The organism is Sphingobacterium sp. UBA5639, from assembly GCF_002421245.1.
Taxonomy (GTDB): Bacteria; Bacteroidota; Bacteroidia; order Sphingobacteriales; family Sphingobacteriaceae; genus Sphingobacterium; species Sphingobacterium multivorum.
Genome location: NZ_DIJR01000002.1, coordinates 188389 through 209141, shown reverse-complemented (window position 1 = coordinate 209141; position 20753 = coordinate 188389). Strand labels below are relative to the sequence as shown.

Annotated in this window: 20 protein-coding genes; 12 read left to right on the top strand and 8 right to left on the bottom strand. The window is 38.9% G+C overall.

Going from position 1 to position 20753, the window contains the following annotated elements; all coding sequences use genetic code 11:
- Positions 1-5: 5 nt before the first annotated feature.
- Positions 6-857 (bottom strand): ATP phosphoribosyltransferase, encoded by an 852-nt coding sequence (hisG, locus tag B4Z90_RS01720; RefSeq protein ID WP_070567679.1) that lies wholly within the window; start codon positions 855-857, stop codon positions 6-8.
- Between the two features lie 579 nt (positions 858-1436).
- Between hisG and B4Z90_RS01715 the strand changes: the two genes are divergently transcribed.
- The 3 genes from B4Z90_RS01715 (at position 1437) to B4Z90_RS01705 (ending at position 4505) form a co-directional block, all read left to right on the top strand.
- The gene (locus B4Z90_RS01715; protein WP_070567677.1) at positions 1437-2027 is read left to right on the top strand and encodes a phosphatase PAP2 family protein; all 591 of its coding nucleotides are present in this window, start codon (positions 1437-1439) and stop codon (positions 2025-2027) included.
- Between the two features lie 18 nt (positions 2028-2045).
- A complete protein-coding gene (locus B4Z90_RS01710; protein WP_070567675.1) occupies positions 2046-3122 on the top strand; it encodes a Gfo/Idh/MocA family protein in 1077 nt (358 codons plus the stop codon).
- Positions 3123-3257: 135 nt separating this feature from the next.
- The gene (locus B4Z90_RS01705; RefSeq protein ID WP_070567673.1) at positions 3258-4505 is read left to right on the top strand and encodes a hypothetical protein; all 1248 of its coding nucleotides are present in this window, start codon (positions 3258-3260) and stop codon (positions 4503-4505) included.
- A 93-nt stretch (positions 4506-4598) separates the two neighbouring features.
- Here B4Z90_RS01705 and B4Z90_RS01700 read toward each other — a convergent pair whose 3' ends face one another.
- Positions 4599-5222: a 7-carboxy-7-deazaguanine synthase QueE gene (locus B4Z90_RS01700; protein WP_046674459.1), complete on the bottom strand. Its 624-nt coding sequence runs from the start codon at positions 5220-5222 to the stop codon at positions 4599-4601.
- A 630-nt stretch (positions 5223-5852) separates the two neighbouring features.
- Between B4Z90_RS01700 and thrS the strand changes: the two genes are divergently transcribed.
- The 5 genes from thrS (at position 5853) to B4Z90_RS01675 (ending at position 9733) form a co-directional block, all read left to right on the top strand.
- Positions 5853-7778: a threonine--tRNA ligase gene (thrS, locus tag B4Z90_RS01695; protein WP_070565657.1), complete on the top strand. Its 1926-nt coding sequence runs from the start codon at positions 5853-5855 to the stop codon at positions 7776-7778.
- Between the two features lie 11 nt (positions 7779-7789).
- Positions 7790-8350: a translation initiation factor IF-3 gene (infC, locus tag B4Z90_RS01690; protein ID WP_083295912.1), complete on the top strand. Its 561-nt coding sequence runs from the start codon at positions 7790-7792 to the stop codon at positions 8348-8350.
- Positions 8351-8389: 39 nt separating this feature from the next.
- Positions 8390-8590 carry a 50S ribosomal protein L35 gene (rpmI, locus tag B4Z90_RS01685; RefSeq protein ID WP_002993964.1) on the top strand — a complete coding sequence of 67 codons (201 nt, stop codon included), beginning with the start codon at positions 8390-8392 and terminating at the stop codon, positions 8588-8590.
- 98 nt (positions 8591-8688) lie between these two features.
- On the top strand, positions 8689-9033 hold the full coding sequence (gene rplT / locus B4Z90_RS01680; protein WP_046674462.1) for a 50S ribosomal protein L20: 345 nt from the start codon (positions 8689-8691) through the stop codon (positions 9031-9033).
- Between the two features lie 250 nt (positions 9034-9283).
- Positions 9284-9733, top strand: a complete 450-nt coding sequence (locus B4Z90_RS01675; RefSeq protein ID WP_070565655.1) for a DUF3060 domain-containing protein — start codon at positions 9284-9286, stop codon at positions 9731-9733.
- Between the two features lie 70 nt (positions 9734-9803).
- Here B4Z90_RS01675 and B4Z90_RS01670 read toward each other — a convergent pair whose 3' ends face one another.
- From B4Z90_RS01670 to B4Z90_RS01650, 5 genes are all read right to left on the bottom strand, one after another.
- On the bottom strand, positions 9804-12545 hold the full coding sequence (locus B4Z90_RS01670) for a DUF3857 domain-containing protein (RefSeq protein ID WP_286801257.1): 2742 nt from the start codon (positions 12543-12545) through the stop codon (positions 9804-9806).
- A 159-nt stretch (positions 12546-12704) separates the two neighbouring features.
- Positions 12705-13640, bottom strand: coding sequence for a 30S ribosomal protein S6--L-glutamate ligase (gene rimK / locus B4Z90_RS01665; protein WP_070565651.1), 936 nt, complete (start codon positions 13638-13640; stop codon positions 12705-12707).
- 57 nt (positions 13641-13697) lie between these two features.
- Positions 13698-14135, bottom strand: a complete 438-nt coding sequence (locus B4Z90_RS01660) for an ATP-dependent zinc protease (RefSeq protein WP_070565649.1) — start codon at positions 14133-14135, stop codon at positions 13698-13700.
- 63 nt (positions 14136-14198) lie between these two features.
- Positions 14199-15377 carry an AIR synthase related protein gene (locus tag B4Z90_RS01655; protein ID WP_115050721.1) on the bottom strand — a complete coding sequence of 393 codons (1179 nt, stop codon included), beginning with the start codon at positions 15375-15377 and terminating at the stop codon, positions 14199-14201.
- 53 nt (positions 15378-15430) lie between these two features.
- On the bottom strand, positions 15431-15913 hold the full coding sequence (locus B4Z90_RS01650; protein WP_070565645.1) for a DNA-deoxyinosine glycosylase: 483 nt from the start codon (positions 15911-15913) through the stop codon (positions 15431-15433).
- A 96-nt stretch (positions 15914-16009) separates the two neighbouring features.
- Between B4Z90_RS01650 and B4Z90_RS01645 the strand changes: the two genes are divergently transcribed.
- The 4 genes from B4Z90_RS01645 to mgtE all read left to right on the top strand — a co-directional run bounded on the left by B4Z90_RS01645 (position 16010) and on the right by mgtE (position 19346).
- Positions 16010-16873: an SPFH domain-containing protein gene (locus B4Z90_RS01645; RefSeq protein ID WP_286801254.1), complete on the top strand. Its 864-nt coding sequence runs from the start codon at positions 16010-16012 to the stop codon at positions 16871-16873.
- Positions 16874-16883: 10 nt separating this feature from the next.
- Positions 16884-17060: a ribbon-helix-helix domain-containing protein gene (locus B4Z90_RS01640; RefSeq protein WP_070565641.1), complete on the top strand. Its 177-nt coding sequence runs from the start codon at positions 16884-16886 to the stop codon at positions 17058-17060.
- An 87-nt stretch (positions 17061-17147) separates the two neighbouring features.
- Entirely contained in the window at positions 17148-17858 is a 711-nt protein-coding gene (gene pepE, locus B4Z90_RS01635) for a dipeptidase PepE (protein WP_070565639.1), read from the top strand.
- Positions 17859-18029: 171 nt separating this feature from the next.
- Entirely contained in the window at positions 18030-19346 is a 1317-nt protein-coding gene (gene mgtE, locus B4Z90_RS01630; protein ID WP_070565637.1) for a magnesium transporter, read from the top strand.
- Between the two features lie 138 nt (positions 19347-19484).
- Here mgtE and B4Z90_RS01625 read toward each other — a convergent pair whose 3' ends face one another.
- Positions 19485-20723 carry a voltage-gated chloride channel family protein gene (locus tag B4Z90_RS01625; protein ID WP_286801253.1) on the bottom strand — a complete coding sequence of 413 codons (1239 nt, stop codon included), beginning with the start codon at positions 20721-20723 and terminating at the stop codon, positions 19485-19487.
- Between the last annotated feature and the right edge of the window lie 30 nt (positions 20724-20753).

Below are 20753 nucleotides of genomic sequence, written 5' to 3'. Positions count from 1 at the left end.
CAAGTTTAAAGGATGATTTTTTCAATTGGCATTACAACGATACCTTGGGCACCTTCAGCTTTTAACTTATTGATCTTATCCCAAAAGTCATCTTCCGTGATAACAGTGTGTACAGCAACCCAACCTTCTTCTGCCAGTGGAACAACCGTAGGACTCTTAACACCGTGTAATAAAGAAGTAATAGCCGGCAAATTTTTCTTTTCGACATTCAATACCACATATTTAGTTTCTTTTGCTAAAAGAACAGATTCGATACGTTGCACTAATTCCGCCAAAACTTCATTGCCTTCCAATCCCTTTCTTCCGACCAATATGGCTTCTGAATTTTTAACATCAGCAAAAGGCTTCAAACCATTACTTTTTAGTGTTCCACCGGTCGATACGATATCACAGATCGCATCACTAAGACCCAAACCGGGAGAAATTTCAACTGAGCCAGATATCAAACGGATATCTGCATTGATCTTATACTCGTCTAGAAAATTCTTTAGGATATTTGGATAAGAGGTTGCGATTGCTTTGCCGTTAAGGTCTTTAACGTCTTGGATGGTGCTATCTTTGGGAATAGCCAGTTTCAACGTACATTTTCCAAAACCAAGCCTCTTGATGTATTCTACTTTGGATTCGGTCTCATCAATGATGTTTTCACCGACGATGCCCAGGTCGGCTATACCTTGTTCCACATATCCCGGAATATCATCATCTCTCAGAAATAATATTTCGAGTGGGAAATTCCCAACCGTGGTGATTAAAGAACTTTTGTAGTTCTCGAAGTCTAAACCACAATTTTTCAGTAATTGAACAGATTTTTCGTTTAACCTACCCGATTTTTGGATAGCAATTTTAAGATTTTTCAACGCTTTATAAATGTTAGCAGTAAATTATTAATAATAAGAAATCAAACAAGAGGGAAGGTATTCTACGTAAGAACACATTAAATTAACATATCGCCACAATGGCGATGATGAAAATGAAAATGATGTACGCAAGTATAGACCATGTTTGTATTAATAACTGCAAGCAAATGTATAGTAAATTAATGGGAAATGCAAGACTATCATTTTAAAATTCTTATCCTAATGGACTTGTTGTTGAAATGAATTCAATTTTCTTGAAAAAATTGTAAAAACTAGGTCATTGATTGGGGAATACACTACAATTTAGACAAAAGACAATGCTGATTTCCTATCCTATAGTAAGCTGTTTGAATTACGCCAATAGTGAGCTGTGAAATTTTGTCCAATCGAAATGTTTCTTGATAGGGTGACAACTCTCATAAATTTCCTTATTTTTAAGGATTGGGGAGTGACTTATTAAGTTAATAACGGATAAAAGTGACAATAGTGGGGGGAGAAGTTGTTGTTTAATAAATTGGAGTAGTGTGTTTAGTGGTACCTAATTCAAGGGAATGGTAAATTAGATCAATTATTTGTTAGATGAAAAGATTAGCTTTTATTTTTATTTGTTGGGTTAACTGTCTTTATGGCCCTGTTCTAGGACAAGAAAGTCCAGCGTCTACGTTAGATATCCGGATATTGGAGTCCATAGCTGAGACTCGGACAGCGCCACAAACACAAACATTTAAAGTGCTTTCTGATATCAATAACTATGTTCAGATAGCCGTTCCTGTTGGTTTACTGGTGGCAGGTGCGGTCAACGATGATAAGGCAATGCGTCAGAATGCCCTGTATGTCGCCAGTAGTACGGCTGTAACAGCGCTAGTGAATGTTGGTTTAAAACATATCTTTAAGCGAAGTAGGCCATTTAAAAAATATCCTAATTTCATATCGGTTCGTACAGCCGGTGGGTATTCCTTTCCCTCTGGTCATACGTCATCTGCTTTTGCTACGGCTTCTGCTTTGTCTCGAGCCTACTCGAAGTGGTACGTCGTTGCGCCATCCCTTTTATGGGCGAGTAGCGTGGGATATTCAAGGATGTATTTGGGCGTACATTTTCCCTCCGATGTATTAGCAGGAGCTGTACTAGGAACGGGAGCGGCCTTTGCTTTGGATGGATTAAAGAAATAATATAGCAATAGAAAAAAAATGATACAAGAGGTTATTAAAATATTGGTTGTTGGATGTGGAAATATGGGCGCATCTCATGCGAAGGCATATCACGATTTAGATGGCTTTCAAATTGTGGGTCTAGTAGCTCGCGGGGAGAGCAAAAGTAAACTGAATGAGCAATTGGGAGGTAACTATAAACTGTTTGAATCTTATGAGGATGCACTTCAGGAAACGAAACCGGATGCCGTTTGTATTGCGACCTATCCAGATACACATAAAGCGTATGCTATAAAAGCCTTTCAGGCTGGCGCTCATGTTTTTATTGAAAAGCCTTTAGCTGAAGACGTGATTTCGGCGCAGGAAGTCGTCGATGCAGCGCTGCAATACGATAAAAAATTGGTTGTTGGATATATTTTGAGGTATCATCCCTCCTGGATCAAATTTATTGAAATATCCAAAACAATGGGAAAGCCACTTGTTATGCGTATGAACCTGAATCAGCAGAGCCATGGGTATATGTGGGATGTGCATAAAAATCTGATGTCTAGTTTAAGTCCCATTGTTGACTGCGGAGTTCATTATATTGATGTCATGTGTCAAATGGTGGGGGCGAAGCCATTGTATGTATCTGCAATAGGTGCACGGTTAACCGATGAGATTCCTGCCTGGAACTACAACTACGGACAATTGCAGCTGCATTTTGAAGATGGGTCCGTAGGATGGTATGAAGCCGGATGGGGACCAATGGTCAGTCAAAACGCTTTTTTTGTAAAGGACGTTTTTGGACCTAAGGGCGCCGTTTCCATTATCGCAAACAAAGCAAGCGATGAAGGTAAATCGGATTCGGTAGCATCCCATACACAAACAGAAAGCCTTCGCGTACATTACGCCGATTTAGATTCGGCAAACGAATTTACGAAGGTCGATGAGTGGGTCAACTTATCTGATGAGCCTGATCATCAAGAATTATGTAATCGGGAGCAATTATTCTTTCTGCAGGCGATTGTAGATAATTTGGACCTTTCTGATTCGATGGAAGATGCTGTTAATAGTCTACGGATTGCTTTGGCATGTGACGAAGCGGTGAAAACAAAACAGATGATAAAATTGTAGTTCATTTTGCTTAGCGATCACGTTTTTACATTTTATGGAAATATGAAGAGAAAAAAGTAAATAAATAAAAAAATAGAGCAAAAGATAGGCTTTTTGGTCTGTCTTTTGTTATTTAGCTACATATTTATCATTCTTATGAATAATTTACTCAGCGTTGCACTATTATTTGGATTATCAATTTCGACAACTTATGCGCAAGATAAGCAATGGCAGATGGAGTTGGTGTTTAAAGGCGAAGTTTCACCTGAAAAATTTGAAAATGAAGTTCCGGAATTTGCAAAAGAGTTTTATGAGCCATTTTTGAAAGGAAAAATGGCTTATCGGAATGTGGAAATTTTAACAGATGCCGATTATTCTTCCACTGTCGTGAATCAAAAAGCACATGCTATTTTAAATCGAAAATTAGCAAAAACATATTCGTATTCGGTCGGTGATGATATTGTTACTGCCGAAGCATACAATCCAGCCTATAAGATTGTCAGTGCGAAGTTAGGGGAGTCGGAAGGTCCCTATGTGCAGCTGCAAGATATGGGCGAGATCGAATCGATAGCGGGAATTACCTGTAAGAAAGCAAAGTTATTTATAAAAAACAATGCCGATTCTGCAGTAGCAACGGTATGGTATTCGGAAGCGGTGCCTACTTATTATTTGACGGCATTTTCATTTATCAATGATTTGCCTGGAGGTGTGCTCAAATTGTCTTTGGGTGAGAACAATGATCTTGGTTTTGAAACAACGAAAGTCACCAATGTATCTTCTGCGGCAGATTTCGAGCTTCCCAAAAATGCAAAGGTGATTGATATCTCGGGGGGAGGTAATACGAGTGAGGGGGAAGATGTGAGTTTATTTGAAGATACTTTCCCATTGGATAAGTCACTTAAATGGACCATGGTCAAGGATAAAGATACCAATGATGAATATTATGGTATAAAAAACATGGCGGGAGAAGATGTGCTGCCTTGCTCTCTTTTCTCTTTAGCGTATTTTAATGAGCAGACTGCTATTGTTTCAGATAAGGATAATTATTTTTGGTTGTTGGATAAGAAGGGGGGGAAGGTAAATAAGGAAGGGTTTGACTGGCTTACGCCAGCAAATCAAAAACTTGCTATTTTTCAGAAGGATGGTAATTTTGGATTGGTTACACAGGAAGGGAAAGTTCTGCTTGACAAGAAGGAAAATATCAGTAAATTTTTAGACAATTATTTGATGTTCTCTGAAAATGGTAAAGTTGGATTGTTGGATGAAAATGGAAAGATTTTATTAAAGGCGACCTTATTATTTCTAGATGCTGATAATGCTGGAAATGTGCTGGTCCGGGAGAAGGAAGGTGAAGAAACGAAGACGCTAGACCTGGACACTTTTTTAAAAACCTATGTGAAGTGATTTAAATGACATGCATTAATATAGATTGATAAAAAAAGGCTTTCGATACTGTCGAAAGCCTTTTTTGTGTCTATTTAATCGTGCATTTCACTATTAAGGAATGTTTAAAAACTTATGTGTTTGTAGTGAAATATCCCATTTAGGGTTTTCTTTTACGTAATCAATAATAGAAGGCGTCATTTCTTTAGATTTCGACCATTCAGGTTGAAGGTATAATCTGCAGTTTGGCCCTACAAGTTGTGCATATTCTTCTCCCCAAGCGAAATCGCTTTTATTGAAAACGATAACTTTAAGTTCACCAGCAGCTTCTAACACATCTTTGCGTGGTGCTTTGAATTTTTTTGGAGATAAACATATCCAGTCCCATTCACCACTCAGAGGATATGCACCAGAGGTTTCAATAAACGTTTTAATCCCTGCCTCATGAAGCCCTTTTGTTAGGTAATCCAAATTATAAATAAGCGGTTCGCCACCCGTAATGACAACAGTTTTTGCCGGATATTTCTTTGCATTTTCGATAATCGAATCTGCGGCTGTAAGGGGGTGGATAGATGCATCCCAGCTTTCCTTTACATCGCACCAATGGCAGCCAACATCGCAACCACCCAATCGTATGAAATAAGCAGCAGTCCCGGTATGGTAGCCTTCTCCCTGAATCGTGTAAAATTCTTCCATTAGGGGTAATAGTGTTCCGTCTTCTGGTACTTGATTTGACATAGTTAAAATTTCAGTCTGCAAAGGTAGCAAATATTAATGAGATGCTCAATTTGTCCTGTTGCTTTTAAGTAGCTGCCCTGTCATTTTTTTATATATAGTAGCTGGTATAATCTGCTTTTATCCCTTTGTTTTTAGGTTCATGTTTAAACAAAGCACATAGTTTACTGCTACCATGCTATCAGCCTATACTATGTTTTCTATTAACAGTGAAACAACACTCTTTTTGTAGAGGTATAACAGGGGGTTAATAGGGATTTACCCCTGTTAACCCCCTGCAATTACCCTGTTAATATATAACCTGATTTTCATTAATTGTTGGGATGTACCTCGGTACCATAGAGCGATATTGTTGGTCAATAAGATCAGATTATCAATCCGTTTTAAACTGCAACGATGAGGATGTAAAGTGTGTAAAGCCAATGAAGTCGGCGTATTTGAACAGTGGAGAGGTGGGGAGCCTGTAAATGCCCTGAATAATGCGTTGAATAGCGCAAAAAACCTGTTATTTTATCAGAATTTTTACTAAATTTGTGTCACAATTTATTTATTGAAAACGTAAGTGTAATAACATAATTGTACATGTTGTTTTATGTTTTCTATTTTTTAACAATTTAAAGATCATAGTTGTAAATGATTAAAATTACACTACCGGATGGTTCCGTAAGAGAGTATCAAAAAGGAATCACTGCTGCAGAGATTGCGTTATCCATCTCAGAGGGGCTTGCAAGAAACGTTCTTGCTGCCGAAGTAAATGGCGAAGTGTGGGATTCTGCCCGTGCTATTGAAAATGATGCTACTGTTAAGTTATTAACCTGGAATGATACCAAAGGTAAATCCACTTTTTGGCATTCTTCAGCCCACTTACTGGCTGAGGCTTTGGAGGCATTGTATCCAGGGATTAAATTTGGTATTGGTCCCGCGATTGAAACCGGATTTTACTACGATGTTGATTTTGGTGATCGTGAATTCTCGTCTGATGACTTTAAAGCCATCGAAGACAAGATGCTGGAGCTGGCTAAACGGAAAGAAACATTTGAACGTAAAGCTGTTTCGAAATCGGATGCATTGGCTTACTTTACTGAAAAAGGAGATGAGTATAAGCTAGATTTAATCAAAGACTTGGAAGATGGAAAGATTACTTTCTACACGCAAGGGGAATTTACAGATTTATGTCGTGGCCCTCATATTCCAAATACTGGGTTTATTAAAGCGATTAAATTGACTAATGTTGCCGGTGCTTACTGGAGGGGTGATGAGTCTCGCAAACAGTTGACACGTATTTATGGTGTTACGTTCCCTAAGGCATCGGAGCTTACAGAGTATTTGAAATTTATAGAAGAGGCGAAAAAACGCGATCACCGTAAACTTGGGAAAGAGTTGGAACTTTTTGCTTTTTCTGAAAAAGTTGGTGCAGGTTTGCCACTTTGGTTGCCTAAAGGAGCTGCATTACGTCAAAAGCTGATAGACTTTTTGCAGAAAGCACAGTTAAACTCTGGGTATGAGCCTGTTGTTACGCCGCATATCGGGCATAAGCAGTTATATGTGACTTCTGGACACTATGAGAAATATGGCGCGGATTCATTTCAACCAATAAAGACTCCGATCGAAGGAGAAGAGTTTTTGTTAAAACCAATGAACTGTCCGCATCATTGTGAAATTTATAAAGTAAAACCACGCTCGTATAAGGACTTACCGGTTCGCTTTGCTGAGTTTGGTACTGTATATCGTTACGAGCAATCTGGTGAGCTTCACGGTTTGACAAGGGTTCGTGGGTTTACGCAAGATGATGCACATTTGTTTTGCCGTCCTGATCAGGTTAAAGATGAATTCAAAAAGGTAATAGACTTGGTTCTTTATGTATTTGGAGCGTTAGGCTTTAATGATTATACAGCACAAGTGTCATTACGTGATCCTGAAAACCGTACAAAATATATTGGTACTGACGAAAATTGGGCTTTGGCTGAGTCTGCGATTATTGAGGCTGCTGAAGAGAAAGGTTTACCGACAGTCGTGGAATATGGAGAGGCGGCTTTCTATGGTCCTAAGTTAGACTTTATGGTGAAGGATGCTTTAGGACGGAAGTGGCAATTGGGTACAATACAGGTCGATTATAATTTACCTGAGCGTTTTGAATTGGAATATACTGGAAGTGATAATATGAAACATCGTCCAGTAATGATTCACCGTGCACCTTTTGGATCTTTGGAGCGTTTTGTAGCTGTACTGATCGAACATTGTGCGGGACAATTCCCGTTATGGCTTGCACCTGAGCAATTTATCGTCTTGCCAGTGTCAGAAAAATACGAAGAATATGCGCAAAATGTTTTGAATTCGCTAAATAATTCCGATATTCGCGGACTGATAGACTTACGTGACGAGAAAGTGGGCAGAAAAATCAGAGACGCCGAAGTGAAAAAGCTTCCTTATATGTTGATTGTAGGGGAAAAAGAGGTGGAAAATGGCACAGTTTCTGTACGTAAACATGGCTCAGTGGAATTGGGAACAATGACTGCTGAGGCATTTAGAGATATATTAATTAAGGAAATAACCGTTTAATTTTTAAACATTTGGCATTAAAAAGACCCGGTGGTCCAAGACCACCAATGAGAAAGAAAGAACCAGATCACCGCATTAATGAGTTAATCAAGGTACCGGAGGTGCGCTTGGTAGGAGATAATGTGGAACAAGGAGTTTACCCTACGCGCAAAGCGTTAGAGTTGGCTGATGAGTTGGAACTTGATTTAGTGGAGATTTCGCCAAATGCTGTACCGCCGGTTTGTAAGATTATCGACTACAGTAAGTTTGTTTACGAACAGAAGAAGAAACAAAAGGAAATCAAAGCTAATGCAAAACAGACTGTTATTAAAGAAATCCGTTTCGGACCTAACTCTGGTGAGCATGATTTTGAGTTCAAATTGAAACATGCTATTAAGTTTCTAGAAAGTGGAGAGAAAGTTCGTGCTTATGTACACTTCAAAGGTCGTGCTATTGTACACAAGGATCAAGGTGAGATCTTGTTGTTACGCTTTGCTCAGGCTTTAGAGGATTACGGTAAGGTAGAGCTTTTACCGAAATTAGAAGGTAAACGCATGTTTTTAACAGTAGCTCCAAAGGCTCCTAAAAAATAATAAGAATTCTAACAGATTGATATAAAATTTATAAGTATTATGCCAAAAGTTAAAACCAATTCCAGCGCAAAGAAACGTTTCAAATTGACTGGAACAGGTAAAATTGCAAGAAAAAACGCTTTCAAAAGCCACATCTTGACAAAAAAGAGCACAAAACGTAAACGTAACTTAACACAAACAAGTTATGTATCTGATGGCGATATGGGCAACGTAAAACGTATGCTTGCTATCGGTAAATAAGTTTTATTCGATTTTATTAATAATAATTTTTTAACCGGGTACAAGGTTGTAAGTTCATTGAAATACATGACACCTTCTACCAAACTAATTTTAAAAATATGCCACGTTCGGTTAACGCAGTAGCTTCTAGAAGAAGACGCAAAAAAATCCTAGGCCTTGCAAAAGGTTACTTTGGATCACGTAGCAAAGTTTATACTATTGCTAAAAATACAGTAGAAAAAGGTTTACAATACGCTTACCGCGATCGTAAAACCAAAAAACGCGAGTTTAGAGCTTTATGGATTCAACGTATCAACGCTGGAGCTCGTCAACACGGAATTTCTTATTCCCAATTGATCGGTAAATTAAACGCTAAGAATATTGGTTTGAACCGTAAGGTTTTAGCTGACTTAGCTTTAAATAACCCAGAAGCTTTCAAAGCAGTTGTAGACGCAGTAAAATAGAGTTTTTAATCCGCTGTCAATTTGTTAGAGATATTAAAGGAGCCTGTTAGGCTCCTTTTTTTGTTGTAACGGATGCTGTATCTTTTTTGGGACGTTATGTTCCAAGTAAAACCAATACATGCTGTATTTCATTTTATTTCTTATTCCCCAATTATACTTTTGAGGCATTGACGTAGTATATTACAGCTCATATCCCTTTTAAATCTGAAATTAGGTTTGATTTTTGTTGAACTGTAGAAAATAGAGCATTATGAAACTAAGAACAATTACATTTGGATTTTCGCTTCTTTTGATCGGAAGCTTGGTTATAGCGGCCAAAGAGCCATTTTCCAAGGCTCTAACGAACGATGTGGTTAATCAACAGGGAAAAGTTATCTCGATTGAAGGGGTAAACAATAACCGTACAATAGAGGCCAAAGGAGGAGAGATCGTACAAATAGAAGGAGCTGACAATAAAGTTGTGATTCGTGGCAATGTGAGCAAATTGATTATTGAGGGGAAGGGGAATACAGTAACAGGCAATGACATCGCAACGGTAACGATAGAGGGAGCAGACAATAGGGTCAATATTGGTTCAGTAGAGACCGTTCAGATTGAGGGAGTCAAAAACCATGTCCATTATAAGTCTACGAAGAACAAATCTGGTCAGGTAAAAGTGTCTACTGAAGGCGCGGATAATATGGTGATGAAGATGAAATAATGTAAATCATATTTTCATAAAAAATGGTTTCGTATATTATTTACGAAACCATTTTTACGCGAGGTGGCAACTATGGTTTATCTGGATGATCCTCGGGATGACTGCTATTGGCTCTATCACCCTGGGATTGAAATTCCGCCTCAGCTTCGTTTTCTCTTTGTTTTGTAATTGAATAAGGCTTTAGAAAATCTTGATCAAAAGGATGAACTGTCGCAGCCTTCTGAATAATCTCATCGTTCTGATACGTCCGAATACAGGTGCCTTTTACACGTTCCGATTTATAGACGTAAGTTCCCCAAATACAGAAGAAAAAAATTGATTTTATAGTATCTTTATAATGTGTGAACAAGTCTTCTGTTTTATCAAAATAACTTTTGAACATAAGATGGGATACAATTCCATCAATAGTACAGAATACGGCCATAAATAGTGCAACCATAAAGAAGGTCTGAGCGAAAATATCGCGTTTCTTGACCAGCAAGATGCAGCTATAAATCAAACCCGCTAGTACCAATATATTACCGATTATTTCTAATAATAGTAAAGTTCTGTATAAAAAGGGGGAAACACCTTCCAGCTGATCTGCCGCCTGCCAAGTATTTAAATTAAAGAAGGACTGCTGGAAGAAAAATATACCGGATAGGGTCACTATATTTATAAATAGTACAATAAGCAGCACGATCATCCATCCGCCGATCTGATCGTGATAGATCTCGTCATAGGGTTTGATGATAAAAGCTCTGGTTTTATTATACTTTTTAACAATATACCAGATGATGGCTGGCACCAGAAGAACGAATAGGATTAGAATAAACCAATTAATTTCATTGACTGAAGAAGGGGTTCCTAAGCGAGGTATCCCATCTGTTACATATCCGTCATTGTCAAGATAAAAGCCATTATAAAAGATATCATCACGATCTGCAAAATCTGTATAATACTGTTTCAGGTCTTTTTGTTCGACAAAGGGTTCGTGGAAACTTAACGTGTATGCGAGCTTAATACTATCTTGATTTACTTCCAGTGTTTTACCGAAGACATACGCAGTCCTGTCAAAATAACTATTGTCCCTGTAATTACCAAATTCCTTTTTGCCTTTGTTGACAATATACATTTCGTAGGTTAGATCTGTTGGAAAAGAAAGGCTTAGGGGAGCTATACGATCCTCCATAATCTCTGGAAGCTTTTCATTGATATTTGTTCCCAACAAAGGAATATATTTTTTTGTAGATCCGCTTTCCTTCTTTCCAATGTTCTTTATTTTATACTTTTCGATGACCTCCACAATATTATTTTCCATATCATCTTTGTATTGTATATGACCAATTTTATTGATCTTGGGGTAGATCTTTGTATAATACTCTAAGTATTGCTTCTGTATGTCATTTTTGGCGCTACTTTGAAAATAAGTGCGCATATCGTCCGCCTCATTTCCAACATAAGTTGTGTGGACATCCAGGGTAGCCTCAAATTTGCCTTCCAGTGTCAAGGTTTCCTTGACTTTAATATTGCCGGTAACATGCTGCGGTACGTCTGTAAGCTTTCCACTACCCATGGTGGAGAGTACTTTTCCATAAGCTGGGAAATACCTGTTTTTGATATCTCCACCCTGCTGAGTTATGGTGGGGTCAATATATTGGGAACGTCCACCAATATTAACTTCAATAACCATATGGTTGAAAGCATAGGGCGAGGGGAGCTCTTCCTGCAGGCCTCTATTCTTATAGGTATTGGCTAATACGAGTCCTACATCAATATTCTTGTTTTTGAGCATTGTAGCCAGCAGCATTGATTTATCCTTGCAATCGCCGTAGCGCTGGGAAAATACTTTTTCTGGAACATTTGCCCGGTGCGAATATTCTCCCATCTCAATACCCATATAACGTATCTCATTTTGTACAAAGTCGCAGGCTTTTTTCAGGTATGCATAGGGCTGTCCATTGGACTCTTTCCAAAGTTGGTTGACGAAGGTTTGCAGTGTACTTGTCGTTGCTATTTGCGGAATGGGATTAATTTTACGGTTCCATTGATCAACTTCCTGCCAGGTATTAAATTCCGTGCATTGGATATATTTTAAAGGGCTGTACCATGACGGGCTATAATCTTCGTATTGAACCGTTTTGTCCGCCGTCAGCTCCCAGAAGAAATTTGTTGTATTTCCTGTTGACTGTTGCTGCACTTCAGGAGCGCCATTGAAACTCTTAAACTGAAGTTTGCGGCCATTGGGTACAATATAGTTGAGATGGACAAGACCTGTAGGTTCATATCCCTGTAAGTAATAGCTGTCGAAAAATTTCTGTTCAAATACTGGATTTACACCTATTATTGAATAAGCAAATACAATCTTGTCGTCTTTACGTAAATCCTCCAAAACATAATGGGCCATTTGACTTCCGTTGTAGATAGATCTCGAAAGCTCCGTTTCGGAGGCAAGGAGCTTAAATTTTGCTTGCGGTAGTAGATTAATATCCTTGCCGTTGCGAATAACCTTTAACTCATGTAGTTGAAGTTTTTGAAAATGCGGGTCAAAGGTTACCTGAATTTGTCCCAGATTTTCGATTCCAGTCTGATCAAATAGAACTTTTATGTCCTTATAATATTTTGTTTGGGTAGCCAAGTTTATTTGATGTTCGATTAGCTCGTAGTAATATCCATCACTAATATCATCCAAATTTGGCTTTATGGCCTTTTTTGTAATGGGCCGGAGCCAAGTTGGCGATGCCGTCTTTTGAATAGTTGTTTGGCTAAAAGACCAGGAAAATGCAGCTAGTACGAGTACAAAGGCAAATAGAAGATGGCTAAATCTTTTCATTAATTTATAATTTAGCGTAAGATAAGTAAAAATTGGAAGCAACGGTAGGCGAATTTAAGAAGTATTGAAAATTCGACTTTAGTTGAGTTTAGGTTATTTAGCAATTAAAAGGGGGAGCAGTATATACCGCTCCCCCTTTTAATTGCTCATTCAGTAACCTTATAATTTACTTTCTCTTTTTTTCTTTTTCTTAACGACTTTAGGCATTTGAGCTTGCTTTGCTTCATATTGTCTCTCAATATATTGTATAATTTCTGAGGCAATATCTTTTTTTGTCGCTTTCTCAATTCCTTCCAAACCTGGAGATGAATTAACTTCGAGTACTAAAGGGCCTCTGTCAGAAGGAATCATATCTACACCACAAACCGTGAGTCCTAGCTGTGCCGCAGCCGCAATTGCTGTTTCTCTTTCAGCTTTACTTAACCGGATAATCTGAGCGGTGCCACCCCGATGGATATTTGATCTAAACTCACCCTCTTTCGCCGTGCGTTTCATCGCTCCAACAACTTTGCCGTCAACCACGAATGCGCGAATATCAGAGCCTTTAGACTCTTTGATGAACTCTTGGATCAGGATGTTATTACCCAGGCCGTAGAACGCTTCTATAACAGAAGAGGCCGCTTTTTTGGTTTCGGCAAGTACCACACCAATACCTTGGGTTCCTTCTAATAATTTGATCACTAATGGAGCTCCACCGACCATACTAATCAGGTCGTCCACATCGGAGGCTGTTCGTGCAAATCCTGTAATCGGGAGTCCGATACCTGCACCGGATAAAATTTGTAGACATCTTAATTTATCCCGAGATCGCGTAATAGCTTGACTGGGATTTGCGGAAATCACATCCATCACCTCAAATTGTCTAACGATAGCAGATCCATAGAATGTTACCGACGCTCCTATCCGGGGAATAATGGCATCAATATCACTTAGATCCTGTCCTTTGTAATGAATACTGGGTTTACCTTGTTGAATGCCTACATAACATTTGCTGTGATCGATGACAACACATTCGTGTCCTCTTTGTTGTGCGGCTTCTACGAGACGACGAGTTGAGTATAAACTCTTTACTGTCGATAATACGGCAATTTTCACGATTTGTATATTGAATATATTTTGTGCTAAGATAACAAAATAGCTTGGCTAATTGTTTTATTTTACCAGGGTCTTCGTCGACAGATTTTCTTTGGAAACATCGACCAAAAATCTTTTGTTTAAGAAATTTTTACCCAACAGCATAGGATAGGTCATTTGTGATCTATTTCTAAAGGAGATCTTAATGCTAAATACTTGGTTATATAATGTTGCTGTTGTGCGGATATAGTAACGCTTTTCTTCTTGGCCAAAAGAACTTTTCACGAGTTTTGTCCTATAGAGTTTTAACTTCAGTGTTTTTGTTTCTTTTGTCCCAAAATTTGTTATAAGTTCACAGATAATCCAATCCTGACCATCTTCCTTAACGATCTCGTACGAATTGCAATGTAGTACCGATGAAGCAGCACCGGTATCGACTTTTGCTTCTATACCATATATTCCCAATTCAGGTAAATCAAGGGTCTCTTTCCAGCCCACAAGAAGTTTCTCTTTCATTTATACCAAATTGAAAAAATAGCCCTGTCGCCTGTATAAGCAGGGGACAGGGATGAAAATCTTTTATTCGTAGATAAATTCTCCGTAAGGAGAGGTTATAGTAACTTTTTTAGCAGTAGATTCTTCCACGCGACCTATGATTTGAGCCGGAATGCCAAACGACTCTGAAATAGCAATGATATCCGATGCAATTGATTCCGGTACATATAATTCCATACGATGTCCCATATTAAATACTTTGTACATTTCTTTCCAGTCTGTATTGGATTCTTTCTGTATTAATTCAAAAAGAGGTGGGATCGGGAAAAGATTATCTTTGATGACATGCACATTATCAACGAAGTGTAAAACCTTTGTTTGCGCTCCACCTGAGCAATGCACCATTCCGTCGATTTGTGAACGATACTTGTCCAGTATTTGTTTGATAACAGGCGCATAAGTACGCGTCGCCGAAAGAACAAGCTTACCCGCAGTTATTTTTTCTCCTGTTTCAACTTCGATTTCATTGGTGAGGTCCTGGCTTCCAGCGAAAACTAGTTCGTAAGGAACAGCTGGATCATACGCTTCAGGATATTTTTCAGCTACTTTTTTGTTAAATACATCATGACGTGCAGAAGTTAGTCCATTGGAACCCATTCCGCCATTGTACGTCTGTTCATAGGTTGCTTTTCCATTCGATGCCAATCCAACAATTACATTGCCACCTTTGATGCGATGATTTGAAATGACGTCTTCACGTTTCATACGACAGGTCACCGTACTATCAACAATGATGGTGCGAACAAGGTCGCCAACGTCGGCCGTTTCACCTCCTGTAGAATAGATGCCAATTCCCAAATCCCGAAGTTCAGATAGAATCTCTTCTGTGCCATTGATGATTTCTGCGATCACCTCTCCAGGAATAAGATTTTTATTTCTGCCAATCGTTGAGGATAAAAGAATGTTATCGATGGCTCCCACGCAAAGCAAGTCGTCAATATTCATGATAATTGCATCCTGTGCTATACCTTTCCACACTGAAATATCACCGGTTTCCTTCCAGTATACATAAGCCAATGAAGATTTGGTACCAGCACCATCCGCATGCATAATATTACACCAGTCTGGATCTCCACCCAAAATATCTGGAATTATTTTGCAAAATGCTTTGGGAAACAGACCCTTATCTATATTTTTTATCGCATTGTGCACATCCTCTTTCCCTGCGGATACGCCTCGTTGATTGTATTTTAAATCTGACATCTTAGGGCAAAAATAAGCAATAGGACTGAATTAACGAACCTAATTCGTGTAATTTAATCACTTATTATTATGCGCCAATGTTGAATTAGATTTTCGAGATTACTTTTCGCATTGGCCGGACTTGTGCTGGGTAAGCATCTGTACATAATGTCTTCTCGTTTGTTGAAATGCTTTAAATACAAACTGTACGCTTTTTGTCCGTTAAAAATAATTTGTGTGATTGTGGGAAAGGTTTGCAGCAGCTCGTCAATCGGATTCGGAACTTCATTTTGTATGGCTAAATCCATACTGCCGGGACGAGAGGCTTCCGCACAAACATCCCAAAGACCAATGTTGTTTTTGAGTAATAAATCTATCTTCTCCGTATAATTTGTTTGTTCCGGTGCATTGAACAAATTGGTGATTACTTTCCAAAAGCGATTTTGTGGATGTGCATAATATTCATTTTCTGCCAGAGATTTATCTCCGGGCAACGAGCCAAGGATGAGTATTTCTGTCGTCGAATTGACTAAGGGTAGAAAGGATTTTTTGCGCATGATCAAAAATAGCAATTTTAAATTTTCCTTTGAAATATGAAAATTATTGTAGTATATTTATGATATTAAAATGATATCAAATATATATTAACAATTATGGAAAAACTAATTAAACCAATGTCAGGCTATTTAGCTTTATTGATAGCTGTTGTCTCGTTTGTGGCAGCTATATTTTCATTTGCGAGCGTAGAAGAAAGTTCGCTGTATGTTGTATTGGGAGTGGTATTAATGATTGCTACTTTTTTTATTTTAAAGGGATTGATGATTATTAATCCAAATCATTCACGTGTGCTGAATTTCTTCGGAAAATATGTAGGTACCGTTAAGGAAAATGGTTTGTTTTTTGTCAATCCGTTGTATTCGACGATTAAAATAAGTCTTCGTTCGGATAATCTGCAAGGACAGACGCTGAAAGTAAATGACAAGATGGGAAACCCAATTGAGATTGGGGCAGTGATCGTGTGGCAAGTGGGTGACACGTATAAAGCTGCTTATGATGTCAGTAATTATACATCTTATGTACGCACGCAGAGTGAAGCAGCAGTAAGACATTTGGCTGGAAGCTTTCCGTATGATAACTTGGAAGATGAAGGAGCGGAGATCACCTTGCGTGAAGGTGGGGATACCGTAAATCATATTCTTGAACAAGAATTGTCGGATCGTTTGGCGCCAGCTGGCGTTATTATTAAGGAAGCAAGAATCAGCCATTTGGCCTACGCGTCAGAAATCGCTGGTGCGATGCTTCAAAGACAGCAAGCCGCTGCAATTGTCGCTGCGCGCTCAAAGATTGTAGATGGAGCTGTAGGTATGGTTGAAATGGCACTAAAAAAGCTGTCCGAAAAAGATATTGTAGAGCTGGATAACGAGAAAAAAGCAGCAATGGTCAGCAATTTAATGGTGGTACTCTGTGGAGAGAAAGCAGCGACACCAATTGTAAATACAGGTACGTTGTACCAATAAACGAAATGAAATGGCGGATAAGAAAAACTTTATGCTACGCTTAGACGACCAAATGTACAAAGCATTGGAAAAATGGGCTGCAGATGAGTTTAGAAGTGTTAATGGGCAGATAGAATATCTTTTACATAAGGCACTGCAAGAAAATAAAAGATTGGGTGCAGAAAAAAAGCCTGCTGATAAGAAATAGCCTATAGTAAGGAACGAAAACTGTACCTTTGGCCTCGCAATTAATAAAGCCAAAGGTACTTTTTATTTAATGTTTTAACGATAGAAGATGAAGATTAATCCAGCGTACAAGTTATTGGTCGTAAGTACAAGCACGATCCATGGGAGTGAGTTTTTAGCTTATATTAAGCACGATTTTGTCGAATTTATTCAGTCAGACGAATTGCTGTTTGTCCCTTTTGCGAGACCTTCAGGAATTTCCTTTGATGCTTATACCGCTAAGGTACAAGATGCCCTGAAAGATGAGGGCGTGACGGTTAGGGGGCTCCATGAGTTTGACAATATGAAGAAGGCTATTCAGGATGCTAAAGCTATTTTTATTGGTGGAGGAAATACATTTTTACTCTTAAAAACGCTGTATGATCTGGATTTGGTTCCGCAACTGCGCGTACAAGTAGCAAAGGGGATTCCATATGTGGGCACATCCGCGGGGTCCAATTTGACCGGATTAACAATTGGAACCACGAATGATATGCCTATTGTTTATCCGCCTAGTTTTAACGCACTTGGTTTCTTACCTTTTAATATCAATCCACATTATTTGGATCCAGATCCAAATTCTACACATAAAGGAGAGACGAGGGAAACGCGAATTCAGGAATTTCATCAATTGAACAGCCAACCTGTTATAGGCTTGCGTGAAGGTAGCTGGCTACACGTAAATGACGGGACCATTGTACTGCAAGGTGGTTTAAAAGCACGGTTGTTTAAGGCGGGGCTTGAACCTGTAGAGCTAGCACCTGGATTAATTAATTTTTAAGCTATTGTAAAGTTAATGGGCAAGGAACGTCAAATGGACCGTTCAGCGCAGTGGTAGACGATTTTATGAAAAGCTGGCCCTAATTCCCATTGGAAAAAATAGTTTTTCAGATTGTTGAAAATAATACAAAATAAGCTACTTTTGCGCTAAATCCATTAAAATTTTCTTCCAATGGAACAAAATTCAGCATTACACCCGGCCGATATCGCGGAAGAAATATCGCGTTTAAGTAAAGGGGAGCAACATCAAGAGTTTATGGACTATCCTTTGGAGGATAGATTGGAGATCTTTTCTTTTTTTGAAATGGATGTTCAATATACGTTGATCAAATCCATGACGGAGCATGAGCTGTCCGAATTGCTGAATAATTTGAAGCCGGATACCCGGAATGAATTATTGTCGGAATTGCCGGATGATCTGATTAAATATCTGATCAATCTATTGAATGAGCGCGAGAAGCAAATGGCTTTGGAGCTGATCGGATATAAAGAGGATAGTATAGCCCGACTTATGACACCAATGTATGTGCAAGTTCGTCCTTATTATACTGTTGATGATGTCTTTCGGCATATTAAAGTTTTTGGAAGGAAAGCTGAAACGCTCAATTTTATTTATGTAGTTGATGAGAAAAACGTATTGATCGATGACTTGAAAATTGGTCAATTACTACTATCGGATTCTTCTACTAAGATTTCCGACTTAATTGACTACAATTTTGCCGCGATTAAAGCCTCTACACCCATGGAAGAGGCCTTCGAGATTTTTCAAAAATATGACCGCAGTGCTTTGCCTATCGTTACAGAAGCAGGGGTGTTGGTTGGAATTGTGACATTTGATGATGTGTTGGACCGAATTGAAGATCGCGATACAGAAGATATCCAGCGATTTGGAGGGATGGAAGAATTGGATCTGGCTTATACCAAAACCCCCTTGTTGCAATTGATTCAAAAAAGAGCTGGCTGGTTAATCATTTTGTTTTTTAGCGAAATGCTTACAGCCTCAGCAATGGGCTTTTTTGAGGGGGAATTGGAAAAAGCGGTTGTGCTTGCTTTGTTTGTTCCTTTAATTATATCCAGTGGAGGTAATTCGGGGTCGCAGGCGGCATCTTTAATTATTCGTGCCATGGCGCTCGGAGAGTTAAAGCTTAAAGATTGGTGGTATGTGATGAAGCGCGAAGTTTCTTCCGGTTTAATTTTAGGTGGGATATTAGGTTCGATCGGATTTCTACGGATATTGGCCTGGCATTTTCTTGGTCTATATGACTATGGTCCTTATTGGATTTCAATTGGCTTTACGGTTGCGGTTTCCTTATTGTTTATTGTTTTATGGGGAACTTTGTCGGGATCGTTTATTCCATTTATCCTACGTCGGTTCGGTTTGGATCCAGCGACAGCATCAGCGCCGTTTGTTGCAACGTTGGTGGATGTCTCCGGATTGATTATCTATTTTACTGTTGCAGCATTCTTTCTGCACGGAAAACTACTGTAGTTCAGATGTCATCTATCCATTCTTGTAATCTGCACTCTTCTTTTTAGCATGTTTTTTTGTCCGATCTTGTGTTTATTTGAAGTAGTCCATAATGGAACACAAGGAGATAGACAAAGAAGCTGAAAGCGTATTGCTTGTTTATAAATTGAGTCTGCGGTATAATTTTTCCTTTAAACCGCCTTTTTGTGCAATATAAATTCCTTTTTTTCCGGAAAATAAAAAAGCGACTATACACGCTATCGCTATAAATAAGATAGGTTGAATCCCAAATAATTCATAACCCATTACAATACAGGCGAGCGGGGTGTTTGTAGCGCCTGAAAATACGGCTACAAAGCCCATGGCAGCCAGCAGGCTGATGGGAAGTGGAATAACGGTGCTTAATGCACTCCCCAAGGTTGCCCCAATAAAAAATAGCGGGGTGACTTCTCCGCCTTTAAATCCGGCAGAAAGGGTAAAAGTCGTTAAAAGCAATTTAATGATAAAGTCATAATAATTCGACTGATCGACAAATGCATTCTGAATCATTGGTATGCCAAGTCCAATATAGCTGTTGCTGTGAAATAACGTAATGATAAGTACCAAAATAATACCGCCAATCGCCGGTCTAAGCAGAGGATATTTAATTCGTTTGAATTGAAGGCTAAAGAAATCGCTGGCAAATGTAAAAAGCCATGCTGTAACGCCAAATAGAATGCCTGCGGCAAGGCTAAATCCAATATTGGTTAAGGACAGCATTGGAATAACATCATGAAGTGGATAATGGCTGTGTGGAATATTCCATAATTGACAGCTGAAGTTTGCAAAAAAGGCGGTAAATAAACAGGGCAGGATACCGAAATATCTTTTTTTGCCAATCAATAGTACTTCCAGGCCGAATATCGTTCCGGCGAGCGGGGTGCCAAACACAGCGGCGAATCCTGCAGTGATGCCGATCGAAATTAAGATGCGACGTTCAGTTTTATCGAAGTCAAACCAGCGATTAAGCTGATCGGAAACTGCTCCACCGATCTGTACAGCAGTTCCTTCACGGCCTGCCGAACCCCCAAACAGATGTGTAAGTAAAGTTCCGAATAAGACAAGCGGCGCCATGATAAGCGGAATGCGGCGTTGGGGACGAAGGTATTCTTCAATCAGCAGGTTATTTCCTTTGCTTGATGGATCGCCCCAATACTTATAGGACAACGCTATGGCAAATCCCGCTAGGGGAAGTCCATAAATTATCCAAGGATGAGCCTCCCGGTACTGCGTTACCCAATTGAGGGAAAAGAGAAAAAACGCACAAATAGATCCGACAATGAAACCTATCGCACTACAGGAGATAAGCCATTTAAGAAAAAAATGAAGATTGCTTTGATTTGAATGTGTTATAGCCATAAGTCTACACTTTATATAAAATTGTTGTTT